The 12,714-nt window shown below is 40.5% G+C and carries 14 protein-coding genes; 4 read left to right on the top strand and 10 right to left on the bottom strand.

Annotation, left to right across the window (positions count from 1 at the left end; genetic code table 11):
• The gene (gene dinB, locus PSF27_RS17850; RefSeq protein WP_206084760.1) at positions 1-1,056 is read right to left on the bottom strand and encodes a DNA polymerase IV; all 1,056 of its coding nucleotides are present in this window, start codon (positions 1,054-1,056) and stop codon (positions 1-3) included.
• A 287-nt stretch (positions 1,057-1,343) separates the two neighbouring features.
• Between dinB and PSF27_RS17845 the strand changes: the two genes are divergently transcribed.
• From PSF27_RS17845 to PSF27_RS17835, 3 genes are all read left to right on the top strand, one after another.
• On the top strand, positions 1,344-2,240 hold the full coding sequence (locus PSF27_RS17845; protein ID WP_206084759.1) for a glycerophosphodiester phosphodiesterase family protein: 897 nt from the start codon (positions 1,344-1,346) through the stop codon (positions 2,238-2,240).
• Between the two features lie 183 nt (positions 2,241-2,423).
• Positions 2,424-2,780: a hypothetical protein gene (locus PSF27_RS17840; RefSeq protein ID WP_272681959.1), complete on the top strand. Its 357-nt coding sequence runs from the start codon at positions 2,424-2,426 to the stop codon at positions 2,778-2,780.
• A 170-nt stretch (positions 2,781-2,950) separates the two neighbouring features.
• The gene (locus PSF27_RS17835; RefSeq protein ID WP_272539828.1) at positions 2,951-3,316 is read left to right on the top strand and encodes a hypothetical protein; all 366 of its coding nucleotides are present in this window, start codon (positions 2,951-2,953) and stop codon (positions 3,314-3,316) included.
• 139 nt (positions 3,317-3,455) lie between these two features.
• Here the strand turns inward: PSF27_RS17835 and nqrM are convergent, their stop codons facing one another.
• The 8 genes from nqrM to PSF27_RS17795 all read right to left on the bottom strand — a co-directional run bounded on the left by nqrM (position 3,456) and on the right by PSF27_RS17795 (position 10,814).
• Positions 3,456-3,683: a (Na+)-NQR maturation NqrM gene (gene nqrM / locus PSF27_RS17830; protein ID WP_206084756.1), complete on the bottom strand. Its 228-nt coding sequence runs from the start codon at positions 3,681-3,683 to the stop codon at positions 3,456-3,458.
• An 18-nt stretch (positions 3,684-3,701) separates the two neighbouring features.
• Positions 3,702-4,733 carry an FAD:protein FMN transferase gene (locus PSF27_RS17825; protein ID WP_272681958.1) on the bottom strand — a complete coding sequence of 344 codons (1,032 nt, stop codon included), beginning with the start codon at positions 4,731-4,733 and terminating at the stop codon, positions 3,702-3,704.
• A gap of 242 nt (positions 4,734-4,975) precedes the next feature.
• The gene (nqrF, locus tag PSF27_RS17820) at positions 4,976-6,202 is read right to left on the bottom strand and encodes an NADH:ubiquinone reductase (Na(+)-transporting) subunit F (protein ID WP_272681957.1); all 1,227 of its coding nucleotides are present in this window, start codon (positions 6,200-6,202) and stop codon (positions 4,976-4,978) included.
• A 15-nt stretch (positions 6,203-6,217) separates the two neighbouring features.
• Entirely contained in the window at positions 6,218-6,814 is a 597-nt protein-coding gene (gene nqrE, locus PSF27_RS17815; RefSeq protein WP_206084753.1) for an NADH:ubiquinone reductase (Na(+)-transporting) subunit E, read from the bottom strand.
• Positions 6,815-6,818: 4 nt separating this feature from the next.
• Positions 6,819-7,448 carry an NADH:ubiquinone reductase (Na(+)-transporting) subunit D gene (locus PSF27_RS17810; protein WP_047756757.1) on the bottom strand — a complete coding sequence of 210 codons (630 nt, stop codon included), beginning with the start codon at positions 7,446-7,448 and terminating at the stop codon, positions 6,819-6,821.
• A complete protein-coding gene (locus PSF27_RS17805; RefSeq protein ID WP_272681956.1) occupies positions 7,441-8,235 on the bottom strand; it encodes a Na(+)-translocating NADH-quinone reductase subunit C in 795 nt (264 codons plus the stop codon). The genes PSF27_RS17810 and PSF27_RS17805 overlap by 8 nt, the downstream gene beginning before the upstream one ends.
• Positions 8,228-9,466: an NADH:ubiquinone reductase (Na(+)-transporting) subunit B gene (locus PSF27_RS17800; RefSeq protein ID WP_206084751.1), complete on the bottom strand. Its 1,239-nt coding sequence runs from the start codon at positions 9,464-9,466 to the stop codon at positions 8,228-8,230. Before PSF27_RS17800 ends, PSF27_RS17805 begins: the two co-directional genes overlap by 8 nt.
• A 4-nt stretch (positions 9,467-9,470) precedes the next feature.
• A complete protein-coding gene (locus PSF27_RS17795; protein WP_206084750.1) occupies positions 9,471-10,814 on the bottom strand; it encodes a Na(+)-translocating NADH-quinone reductase subunit A in 1,344 nt (447 codons plus the stop codon).
• Positions 10,815-11,229: 415 nt separating this feature from the next.
• Between PSF27_RS17795 and PSF27_RS17790 the strand changes: the two genes are divergently transcribed.
• Positions 11,230-11,967, top strand: a complete 738-nt coding sequence (locus tag PSF27_RS17790; RefSeq protein ID WP_206084749.1) for a L,D-transpeptidase family protein — start codon at positions 11,230-11,232, stop codon at positions 11,965-11,967.
• Here the strand turns inward: PSF27_RS17790 and PSF27_RS17785 are convergent.
• Positions 11,938-12,705, bottom strand: coding sequence for a class II glutamine amidotransferase (locus tag PSF27_RS17785; protein WP_206084748.1), 768 nt, complete (start codon positions 12,703-12,705; stop codon positions 11,938-11,940). The two genes, PSF27_RS17790 and PSF27_RS17785, sit on opposite strands and share 30 nt — an antisense overlap.
• Between the last annotated feature and the right edge of the window lie 9 nt (positions 12,706-12,714).

The raw sequence follows: 12,714 nt of genomic DNA, 5'->3' as shown, positions 1-12,714 counted from the left end.
TTAAAGTTCAAGTAATAACTGCCGCTCTAATTGTGGGCTTTGTAGCATCACATGTAGTCCCACTAACCTAACGCCTCGCTTTAACCGACGATTATCCCAAACTTGCTGTGCGAGTTGCACTAAGTCTTGCTTATTTAGAATGGGATACACATGTTCTTGTGTTGTTTGTTGGAAATCCGCAAACTTAAATTTAACACCTTGGCGTGCAATACGCAGATCGGGTTTTACCTTGGCTAAACGGAGCTGTAGCTCATCATACAGTTTATCTAACAGTAGCAGACAATCATGCCATTCATGGATATCTTTAGCGAGCGTACGTTCAACTCCCACCGATTTTCTAAGTCTATCTGGGTTGATGGAACGTTCATCAATACCATGGCAACGTTCCCAAAGTACCTGCCCAAATTTACCCATACTTTTGATCAGGGTGACCACATCATATTTTTGCACATCACCACAAGTTATCAGCCCCATATCAGCCAATTTTTGTGACGTTACCTTACCCACCCCGGGGATCTTTCTAAGGGGCAAATTAAGAATGAATTGATCCATATTTTGTGGTGTGATCACGAATTGCCCATTTGGTTTGTTCATATCTGAAGCAATTTTGGCCAAGAATTTAACGGGTGCGATCCCCGCAGAAGCTGTCAGTTGGAGCTCATCAAAAATTTGTTGGCGAATAGCCTCTGCAATAAGCGTTGCAGAACCATGTAACTGCGTACAATCAGTCACATCCAAATAAGCTTCATCAAGAGAAAGTGGCTCGATAAGGTCGGTATAACGTGCAAATATTTGGCGAATATGAAGGGAAGTTTCTTTATATAACGCCATATGCCCTGGGACGACTTTAAGGTGCGGGCATAACCTAAGTGCGACGGCTGTAGACATGGCACTGTGAACACCGTAGCGGCGAGCTTCATAATTTGCGGTACTAATGACCCCTCGGCGATCAGCACTTCCTCCCACCGCAATAGGTACATTGCGTAGGCTTGGGTCGTCACGCATTTCTATTGCCGCATAAAAGCAGTCCATATCAATATGAATAATTTTACGCACGAGCTAGCCCTGAAAATCAAACGCCTGATTAAATATACAGTGTTTTTATTAGCCATGCAATTAATGTCCCTTTTCCTAAAAGCTGTTTAATAAAAAAAGGGTTAACTTAATGATAATTAACTCATTCATCTTACTGCAACAATCATCTGCCAAGCTCATTAACTGACGACTCAATTTAAAGTTTGTCTTAAAAACAAGTAGAAATACTTACTTTTATATAAAAACGTAATAAAAAGGGTTATTTCCCCAACAACAATACTTTGACAAATTATTTATGGATCACACCTATGGCAATTATATCAACATCAAAATATATTCAATTTATGGCAACACTCGTACTCTTGCTTGCAAGTCAGACCGCTTTCGCTTTATCACCTAAAATTGTTGCTCACCGAGCAGGAACAGCTGACGCCCCAGAAAACACAATTTATGCCATCGATTTAGCAAAAGAAAATAAAGCTGATGCGATTTGGCTTACCGTACAGTTGAGCCAAGATAATCAATTGGTTCTATACCGCCCAAGCGACCTTGATTCGTTAACAGATAAAAAGGGAAATGTGTCCGCTTATACTGCTGAGCAACTGAGTAAAATTAATGCAGGCTACCAGTTCAGTAAAAAACATAATCAACAGCTTCCATTACAAAAGACCACCATCAATACCTTAGAAACTATTCTACAAAAATACCCTGATACCACTTTTTATATTGATTTAAAATCGCCTGATGCCAACCCTGACGTTCAAGCAAAAGCAATTCTGGCGCTTTTAAATAAAACCAACACATTCAATCAGGTACGCTTTTATTCCACCAATGATGAGTTTTTAACAGCACTTAAATCTCTTTCAGCAAAGATACCGCTATTTGAAAGCCGCGATGAGACCCGTACTATGTTGGCAAATATTGTGATGAACCATCAATGTTCCGTGGAAAATGACACCACGAAAACGCGTTGGTATGGTTTTGAGCTACATCGTAAAGTCGAAGTCGTCGAGAAATACACTTTAGGTGAAGCACGTTCACCAGCTACCCTTTCATGGGATAAAGAAGCCATCAACTGTTTTAGAAAAAATGGCAATGCCTATATCATTGTCTTTGGCGTTAATACTGACAATGACTACCAACTCGCAAAAGAAATTGGTGTGGATGCTGTAATGGTTGATTCACCTAAAGCATTTAAAAAATAATCCACTAACATCACCTAAGCTATTGTTACTTTATTAATAGCTTAGGTATTAAATTATATCCTAAAAGTATTTATCTCTTTTCATCAATTAATAATAATTGTTCTTAATTTACCTCCATATAAAACTTGATATATTTAATCCACCCAAAAATTCCATTTAAAATAAATTAAAAAAAGGTTTTATATGTCAAAATTTGGAACAATGACTGTCGAAAATTATTGGAATGAAACATTAAGAAAAATTGAAATACACTATCATAATAGTGATAACCCCTATGATAGTGTCTTTATATTTTATAATCTAGGAGACACCACATCTAGCTCTAATTCATTCTCTTACTCAACAACAGGTAAAATTGCTTGGAAAGCTAAAATTACAACGAAAAATAATGAACTGTGGAGTAGTGGTGACTTTTTACCTTGCCAAATTAACAGCAGTGATAATGGGAAGGTTACGATTAGATTTGATGGTAATACAAAAAGCATGCATGTTAATTACCCTGTCTCTGCTTCATGTGCTAAAAAAATGCAGCTAATTTAGACCATATAATAGAAAAATAAGATAACAATAGCGCATTTTAAATTATCTTAATTTAAAAATAAAAATCATCTTATTTCTATTATTATTTATTCTTAGCTAAGAATACGTCAATTTAATTACATTCAAAACTCTATATTAAAAATAGAGTAAATTTATATTAAGAGGTTAATATGGTAGCTCCATTAGGTTTAGTCACTGTTGAAAATTATTGGAATGAAAACATCAAAGAACTTGAATTAGTCATTAATACATCTGATTTTATGAAAACCTATAAAGTTTTTAATGATATAAAAGATAAACAAGTTTTAAAGGATGCCTATAGTTTTGTTTTTTCCTATGGAAAACAAATATCTTGGCGAGTCACTTTTATAACAGAAAGCGGTGAAACTTGGGGTAATGGTTCATTTCTTCCTTGTAACTTCGCTACCTCAGATAATGGGAAAGCAATCATAGGTGTTAATGGTGATTCCAAACGCTTGTATGTTGCCTTTCCTTCATCTAGTTCTTGCTCAATGGCTTTAACACGGATGTCATGAAGTTGTTTATGACTTATTCTTAGTAAATATTGATTATATTCTTACTCATACAAGATAAAATAATATGTGGAGATGTCTAATAATTATGTTTAGACACCTCCAACTGATTACTAGTTATACAACCACTAAATATTACTATTCAAATAATACGGTTTTTATCCAGTATTTTTTGGCGGGCTTCTTCACGAGCCATACGTTTTTTACGTGCATCGCAAGGCTCAGGGCAATCACACACCTTTTCAACACCAATACTGCTTAACCCGCCACAGCTACCTTGAATACTCTTACGTTTAATAATGTACCCAAGCGACATGCCTAAAAAGGCCAGTAAAAACAGTACAAAGGCAGCAATAAAAACATTCAGCATTCCTTTATCCTCCTACAACTACTGTTTTTTGGTTAAAAACGGTTCGAATGCCTTAGTATAACGCTCTTCGAAACCTTTATCTGTCTTAACAATCATAAAAACAGGCATATTCATTTTCTCAGCTAAAGCAAAGCCCGCTTCTGGACCTAAAACATTTAGCCCAGTTGATAAGCCATCTGCACTCATACAATTGTCTGCGATCACAGTGATAGACACTAGGTTATGCGTAATTGGCTTCCCTGTTTTGGGATCAATGGTATGAGAGAAACGAATGCCATCTTGTTCAAAATAATTACGATAATCACCTGATGTAGCAATAGAACGGTCACCTGGTTCAATAATTTCTTGTGCTGTTTGGCTCAAACCATCCGTTGATGGTTTTTCAATAGCAATACGCCATGGCGCGTCTTTGCCATTTTTACCTTTCGTGCGCACTTCGCCACCGATATCGACCATATAGTTATTGATACCCTGTGACTCTAAATATTCAGCAACAACATCAACACCATACCCCTTAGCAATAGAAGACAAGTCAACATATAGCTCTGGAATGGTTTTAATCAAGTTGTTATCTTGTACTGAAAGTTTTTCAATCCCGACCCATGCACGGCGTTTGGCGAGTTCTTCATCTGAAGGTGTTTTCGTCACACGACCTTCTGGCCCAAAGCCCCATAAATTCACTAATGGCCCAACAGTCACATCCAAAGAACCATCCGTCAGTTTATTAATTTCAATGGCCTTATTTACCACTTTTGCTGTCGCCGCTGATACAGGAAAAGGGGTATTCACTTCCTTGAATTGGTTAAAGCGACTTAATTCAGAATCTGGACGATAGGTTGACATCTGGTCGTTAACTTCCTCCAAACGCTTATCAACTTCAGCTTGAATCGCTTCAGATTTTTGTTCTGAAGAATCAGTGACATATTTTACAGTATAATAAGTCCCCATTGTTTGCCCCTGCAAATTTTGTTGCTCTGGGCCCCCACAAGCGGTCAAGAACAGCGCAGCAACAAACAACAAGACTGAGGTATAAATTTTTTTGTTCAGCATAATTTTCTCCGCGTCAATCATGAGCGCGTATTGTTAGATTCGCTCAGACTATTAACACACTTTACATCGTCACCCATGCAGAGAATGTTCAAGTCAAAATAACTCTCAACCTATTAATAACCAATAAAATAATTAGCAACTAACGGTATTAATATAAATAATAAAGAGGGAAAATTTTTCCCTCTTTATTTGATTACTGTCCGTACTTTACTTGGTAAGTACAATAAAGCCAATAAAATTAGTTAACCACCGAAATCATCCAGTAAGATATTTTCATCTTCAACGCCCAAATCTTTCAGCATTTTGATCACTGCAGCATTCATCATTGGCGGTCCACACATATAGAACTCACAATCTTCAGGTGCAGGATGGTCTTTCAAATAATTCTCATACAGAACATTATGAATAAAGCCTGTATAGCCATTCCAGTTATCTTCTGGTAATGGATCTGAAAGTGCAACATTCCATGTGAAATTTTCGTGCTCAGCAGCAAGCTGATCGAAGTCTTCTGTATAGAACATTTCACGCACGGAACGAGCCCCATACCAGAAACTGATTTTACGTTTTGAATCCAAACGGCGTAATTGGTCGAAAATATGGGAACGCATTGGTGCCATACCTGCACCACCACCAATAAAGACCATTTCAGCGTCCGTTTCTTTCGCAAAAAACTCACCAAATGGACCTGAAATTGTCACTTTATCACCGGCTTTTAATGACCAAATATAAGATGACATGATCCCAGGTGGAACGTCAGGGTTACGTGGTGGAGGTGTTGCAATACGTACGTTCAGCATAATAATACCGTGCTCTTCAGGGTAGTTAGCCATTGAATATGCACGCACCGTTGGCTCTTTAACCTCAGAGACATAACGGAACAAATTAAATTTATCCCAATCTTCTCGATACTCCTCAGGAACATCAAAATCTTCATATTTTACAATATGTTCTGGGCATTCAATCTGAATATAACCACCAGCACGGAAAGGAACAACTTCGCCTTCTGGAATTTTCAGTTTTAATTCTTTAATGAAAGTCGCTTTATTATCATTAGAGATAACTTCGCACTCCCATTTTTTCACACCAAAAATTTCTTCTGGAAGCTCAATTTTAAGGTCTTGCTTCACGTTAACTTGGCAGGCTAAACGACAGCCATCTTTGGCTTCACGTTTGTTTATGTGCGAAAGTTCAGTGGGTAAAATATCACCACCGCCCTCTTTGATTTTCACACGGCACTGACCACATGAACCACCACCACCACATGCAGAAGAAACAAAAATACCTTGGCTCGATAACATGCCAAGCAATTTGTCACCCGCAGGGGCTTCAAAGCTTTTATCAGGATCGCCATTAACTTCAACTTTGATGTTCCCTGTATTGACCAACTTGGATTTTGCAAACAAGATTAAACCTGTCAGCACCAAGACAATCAGGGTAAACATCACTACACCTAGAATAATAATTTCCATGAATTCTTCTCGCCTTTATAGCTGCACACCGGAGAAGGACATAAAGCCCAATGCCATCAAACCGGTCGTCACAAAGGTGATACCTAACCCTTTTAGACCTGCTGGGATATCAGAGTATTTCATCTTCTCACGGATAGCAGCCATCAATACGATAGCAAGCATCCAGCCGATTCCTGAACCAAACCCATAAACAATGGATTCACTAAAGTTATAATCACGCTGAGCCATGAAAGAAACGCCACCAAAAATTGCACAGTTAACGGTAATCAATGGCAAGAAGATACCTAATGCGTTATACAGCGATGGAAAATAACGGTCCAAAATCATCTCGAGGATCTGAACCAGCGCCGCTATCACCCCAATAAAGGTAATAAAATTTAGGAAGGATAAATCCACTCCTTCGGCTATCGCACCATCACGCAGCACAAGGTTGTACACCAAGTTATTGGCAGGAACAGAAATTCCAAGAACGACCGTAACGGCAATCCCTAAACCAAACGCGGTTTTCACATTCTTCGATACCGCAAGGAATGTACACATCCCCAAGAAGAAGGCTAACGCCATATTCTCAATAAAAATGGATTTAACAAATAGGCTTATATAATGTTCCATTTGATTAATCCTTCTCTACTTGAGCGGGTTTCAGGGTACGTAACCCCCAAATCAGCATGCCGATAATAAAGAATGCGCTTGGAGCCAGTAAGAACAGGCCATTTGGCATGTACCAACCACCGTTTTGCAGTGATTCAAATACGGTGATACCAAACAGTTTACCCGAACCAAAAAGCTCACGCAGGAAACCAACTAAAACAAGGATGACACCGTAGCCAAGGCCATTACCAATACCATCCATAAAGCTTTCAATCGGAGGTGATTTCATGGCATAAGCCTCTGCACGCCCCATGACAATACAGTTAGTAATGATTAAGCCAACAAATACTGAAAGCTGTTTTGATATCTCATAGGCATAAGCACGCAATATTTGGTCCACCACAATAACCAGTGAAGCAATGATGGCCATTTGCACGATAATACGCACACTGCTTGGGATGTAGTTTCGAATCAATGAGATAAAAAAGTTGGAAAATGCAGTAACCAGTGTCACCGCAATGGTCATCACCAACGCTGTTTCTAGTTTTGTCGTGACGGCTAATGCAGAACACACACCCAACACCTGTAAGGCGATTGGGTTATTATCGAATAGCGGCCCAAGTAGGACGCGTTTTACTTCTTTTGAATCAGCCATTATTCAGCGCTCCTTCACGTACTTTTTTCAGGAACGGACCAAAGCCGTTGTCACCTAACCAGAAATCAAACATGTGCTGAATACCGTTTGATGTCAGCGTCGCCCCCGAAAGTCCATCGATACCATAAGGGCTATCGGTTGCACCACTACGCACAATTTTAATTGCTGGGATACCTTGTTCATTAAACAGTTTTTTACCTGGCCATTGCGCTTTCCACTGCGGGTTATCCACTTCCCCACCCAACCCTGGTGTTTCACCATGTGCGTAGTAAGTGATACCTCGAGATGTCACACCATCAACATCAACCGCAATAAAAGCGTACATAACTGACCATAAGCCTGAACCGTAAACAGGTAAAATGATTTGCGAGACTTTGCCAGAATCATCTTTTACCAAGTAGATTTCAGCACTATTCGCACGACGACGAATTTTCGCAATATCTTCCTGCGGTGAAAGTGCAATACTCGTTTCATCACTACGCAGTTCATCATTTAACACAAAACGCCCAGTGCTATCAGATAACTCATTTGTTTTGAGGTTTAAAAGCTTAGGTTCGATACGCTCACCATACACTTTCTGTACTTCTTCTGCGCTCATTTTCGGCGTTAAAAGCCCCGCAACACTCAAAATATTACGTTGAGTATCTAATTGGATTTGTTCCTGTTGCTGTGGTTTTAACCCAACCGCGGCCCCAGCAACAATAATTGAACACACGAGGCATAGAATAAACACAACAAGAAATGTTCTGCCGACGCCATCGTTATTGATTGTTTTTTCATTAGCCACGAGCTTTTCTCCGCTTAATATTTGCCTGAACGACCAGATAGTCAAACAGAGGAGCAAACAGATTGGCGAACAGGATAGCCAGCATCATCCCTTCTGGGTAAGCTGGGTTAACCACCCTGATAAGAACACACATTACGCCGATCAGAATACCGTAAGCCCATTTACCTTTATCTGTAAATGACGCGGATACAGGGTCTGTCGCCATAAAAATCATACCGAATGCAAAACCACCTAACACCATATGCCACCACCATGGCATCGCAAATAATGGGTTGGTGTCTGAACCGATAAGATTAAACACATAAGACATCGCGATCATGCCTAGCATCACGCCAGCCACAATACGCCATGATGCGATGCGAAAGAACATAATCAGCGCGCCACCGATAAACAGCATCAGTGTCGATACTTCACCGATAGACCCAGGCATGTTACCTAAAAACGCTTGCATCCATGTAATAGGTTCGCCACTCACGGTATTCATCAGTGCGTGCTCACCGCCCGTTGCCCATTGGGACAATGGCGTTGCACCTGAAAAACCATCCGCCGCAGTCCAAACTAAATCGCCCGAAATTTGTGCAGGGTAAGCAAAGAATAAGAATGCACGACCCGCTAATGCAGGGTTTAAGAAGTTACGCCCTGTTCCCCCAAAGATTTCCTTCGCAACAACCACACCAAAGGTAATCCCTAGTGCAGCCTGCCATAGTGGAATTGTAGGTGGAACAATCAATGCAAATAAGATGGATGTGATGAAAAAACCTTCGTTGATTTCATGGCCGCGGATCATGGCAAATAAAACTTCCCAGAACCCGCCAACCAAGAAAACAACTGCATAAATAGGAAGAAAATACACTGCACCTAGCAGCATTTTACTTCCCCATCCCGCGTCCATCGACAATGATGCGCCTAAGAACTGCGCTAAGCTGTAATGCCAATCACTCGCAATAATTTGCTGTAATTCAACACCACTATATAGTTGATGTAATGCAGGGATCGCTTGATTTCCCACATTATACATCCCCCAGAACATCGCTGGAAAAACGGCGAGCCACACCAAGATCATCATACGTTTAAGATCGATTGTATCTCGGACATGAGAACGACCTTTAGTGACTGTACCTGGCGTGTAGAAAACAGTCGAAACTGCTTCATACAGTGCATAGTATTTCGCTAACTTTCCACCGGGCTCAAAATGGTGCTCATATTTTTCAAATAAATGTTTCAGACCCATGGAATTACCCTTCTAGCTCTATCTTGGACAACACATCACGTAGCACCGGACCGTATTCATACTTCGCTGGGCAGACGTAGGTACACAACCCCAAATCTTCTTCATCCAGCTCTAAACAGCCTAGTTCTTGTGATGTATCGGTATCCCCCGCAAGGAGATCGCGCAACAAGTGCGTAATCATAATGTCCAGTGGCATCACACGTTCGTAGTTACCAATTGGTACCATTGAACGCTCACCACCATTCATCGTCGTCGTGAAGTTAAAGCGTTTATTTTTCAAAAAATGCCCAATCGTTGTGCGGGTAATAGTGAATTTATTTACCCCTGGCATAATCCATCCAAATAATTCTTTTTCACGACCTTCTGCGAGAACAGAAACTTGGTTATGAAAACGACCAAGATAGTGATGAGCTTCATCACAGGTAACCCCCCAAAGTACAGAACCCGAAATAATACGGTTTTCACCTGCTTTGAGTTGTCCTTGAGTCAATTCATATAAATCAGCCCCAAGGCGGGTGCGGAGTAAGCGCGGTTTTTCAACTTGAGGCCCTGCAAGGGAAACCACACGGTCAGTGTATAAGTGACCCGTAACAAATAGCTTCCCAATAGCGATAACATCTTGATAATTCAAGCTCCACACTTTTTTCTTGATGCTAACGGGCTCCAAGAAGTGAATGTGAGTACCAGCTAACCCCGCAGGGTGTGGCCCGCCAAACTGGGTATAAGTAATTTGTGATTGGCTGTTAACCTTTGGCAAATCTCCCTCTCCATGACATACATGGATTTTACCTTCCGTTAAGCGGCTAAGAACCAATAAGCCATCATTAAATGCTTGCTCATTTTCGCGAATAATACCAACAGGGTCAGCAGCTAATGGGCTGGTATCCATTGCAGTCACAAAAATAGCAATCGGTGAAGAGCCTGGTTGCGGAGAACGGCTAAATGGACGCGTTCTTAAAGAGGTCCACATACCTGATTTAATTAGGTTATCTTCGACTTGCTCACGAGTTAATGCAGGTAGTTCATCACGGGTATATGCAGCAAAAGTGACTTGCTCATCCCCCTCAATTTCGATGACTACAGATTGAAGTACACGACGCTCACCACGATGAATAGCAACAATTTTTCCGCAGGCAGGACTCGTAAATACGACCCCTGGGTTCTTTTTGTCTTCAAAGAGAACCTGCCCTTTTATTACACGCTCACCTTCTTTAACCAGCATCGAAGGACGCATTCCGACATATTCCTCACCTAGCAATGCTACGTGTTGAATTTTCGGGCCGTCTTCTATCACTTGGGCTGGCTCACCTGCGATGGGAAGGTTGAGGCCTTTTTTAATTTTAATCATAAGATCTGCACAAGTTTATCAGTTAAACCCTAAGCTAACGATTCAGCAATGAATGATAGCGACTCAGTCATAAAAACTACTCAAGTCACCTTCGTGACTTGAGCGAGTATTCTCACAAAATTGTTACTAAATTCCTGTCTTCTGCCAGTCGTAATTTTATCAGTTTCAGCTCACGCTGTCCGTCTAGAGAAGTGATATAGTTCAAGCAAATTGCATTATTATTTAATTTTTTCCATTAACAATTCGATATTGCCGAGCAATAAACTCATGTTTATCGATGACTGTTTATTATTTAGCCAATAAAGATTCATTTAAAAACTATTAACAACCTATATTAATTTTTAAACAGCTCGTCTAAAATGTGTAAAATATGTGTTATTTTTAATCAACCCCACCTTCAATATTTGGCTTAAGCATGAAAAAAAGTAAACTACTTTGTGCCATATCTCCATTTGTACTCATGTATACATTGGTTGCTCAGGCAAATAACGCTTCATTTTTGCTAAAGAATGAATCACGAGCAAATCCAGATTCATCGATATTTATACAAATATTTAAGCAAGAAGGTGTACTTGAACTCTACCAAAAAACACCATCAGGCAAATATACCTTGTCGAAAACCTATCCCATTTGTAAGTTTTCTGGTGGGTTAGGGCCAAAGAAAATAGAGGGTGATCTTAAAAGCCCCGAAGGTTTCTATCAAATTACAGCAGAGCAACTCAACCCTAATAGTCGGTATTACCGATCTATCAATATAGGTTTCCCTAATGAGTTCGATAAAGCCCAAGGGTATAGCGGAAGTTACCTGATGATCCACGGCAGCTGCGTGTCGGTGGGTTGTTATGCGATGACCGATAAGTACATGGGCGAAATCTACCAAACGGTAGAAACTGCCTTGCTAAATGGCCAATCGACGATTAGCGTAAATATCTATCCGTTTAAAATGACGAAAGAAAATATGCTGCGCTACCGAAATTCAAGCCATTACACGTTTTGGCAGCAACTACAGCCTGCCTATGAGTATTTCAACCAAACAGGAAGACTCGCACAGGTCTCTGTAAATTCAGGAAAATATGCAGTCATGGGCCTACCTGATACCCCAACAAAATTGTTAGGGATGAAATCACAGTATGCGCTGACCAAGGTGGAATAACACAAAATTACCTGGCTCAATCTTTTGCCAGTCTTCATTGCCTGTCAAAGGTTGAGTTGCAATCACAGAGACGATATCTGTTGGTGTTGTGCACTGTGCAAAATCAATTTCAATATCTTGATCGAGCAACTTAGCCATGCCAAACGGCGCTTTACGCGTGATCCAATGTAATTTCGTTGAGCTAAACGCCATCAAATATTGCCCATCAGACAACAACATATTGAAGACACCTTTACTCCGCAATTGATCAGCTAAAGTTGCAATAAAACGAAAGACACTTTTCCAGTTTGACGGTTTTCGTGGATATTTTTCACTCAGCTGTTGCAAAATCCAACAAAATGCCCATTCACTGTCTGTTTCCCCAATAGGCCAATAACGCCCTGTGTTAAGGGAACGGTATCCCTTAAGTTGTCCATTATGAGCATAAGTCCAATTACGTCCCCATAGCTCACGAGTAAAGGGGTGAGTGTTTACTAACGACACGTCACCTCGGTTTGCTTGGCGAATATGCGCCACAATACTTTCAGACTTGATGGGGTATTCCTGCACAAAACGCGCAACGGGGGATGTAAAACTCGGTTGTGGATCTTTAAATGTGCGACACCCGAGACCTTCGTAAAACGTGATTCCCCAGCCATCTTTGTGTGGCCCAGTTTGACCACCACGAGAAATTAACCCACTCAAACTAAAGGTAATATCGGTTGGAACATTGGCACTCATGCCAAGTAACTCGCACATTTAAAAGCT

Origin of the sequence: Providencia sp. PROV129 (assembly GCF_028482245.1) — a bacterium.
Lineage (GTDB): Bacteria > Pseudomonadota > Gammaproteobacteria > Enterobacterales > Enterobacteriaceae > Providencia > Providencia vermicola.
The sequence above is the reverse complement of the archived record's forward strand: the minus strand, read 5'-3'. Positions and strand labels throughout refer to the sequence as shown.

Coding starts and splice junctions, on each gene's coding strand:
- PSF27_RS17845 (WP_206084759.1), top strand. CDS start 1,344: ATGGCAATTATATCAACATCAAAATATATTCAATTTATGGCAACACTC.
- PSF27_RS17840 (WP_272681959.1), top strand. CDS start 2,424: ATGTCAAAATTTGGAACAATGACTGTCGAAAATTATTGGAATGAAACA.
- PSF27_RS17835 (WP_272539828.1), top strand. CDS start 2,951: ATGGTAGCTCCATTAGGTTTAGTCACTGTTGAAAATTATTGGAATGAA.
- nqrM (WP_206084756.1), bottom strand. CDS start 3,683: ATGCTGAATGTTTTTATTGCTGCCTTTGTACTGTTTTTACTGGCCTTT.
- PSF27_RS17825 (WP_272681958.1), bottom strand. CDS start 4,733: ATGCTGAACAAAAAAATTTATACCTCAGTCTTGTTGTTTGTTGCTGCG.
- nqrF (WP_272681957.1), bottom strand. CDS start 6,202: ATGGAAATTATTATTCTAGGTGTAGTGATGTTTACCCTGATTGTCTTG.
- nqrE (WP_206084753.1), bottom strand. CDS start 6,814: ATGGAACATTATATAAGCCTATTTGTTAAATCCATTTTTATTGAGAAT.
- PSF27_RS17810 (WP_047756757.1), bottom strand. CDS start 7,448: ATGGCTGATTCAAAAGAAGTAAAACGCGTCCTACTTGGGCCGCTATTC.
- PSF27_RS17800 (WP_206084751.1), bottom strand. CDS start 9,466: ATGGGTCTGAAACATTTATTTGAAAAATATGAGCACCATTTTGAGCCC.
- PSF27_RS17795 (WP_206084750.1), bottom strand. CDS start 10,814: ATGATTAAAATTAAAAAAGGCCTCAACCTTCCCATCGCAGGTGAGCCA.
- PSF27_RS17790 (WP_206084749.1), top strand. CDS start 11,230: ATGAAAAAAAGTAAACTACTTTGTGCCATATCTCCATTTGTACTCATG.
- PSF27_RS17785 (WP_206084748.1), bottom strand. CDS start 12,705: ATGTGCGAGTTACTTGGCATGAGTGCCAATGTTCCAACCGATATTACC.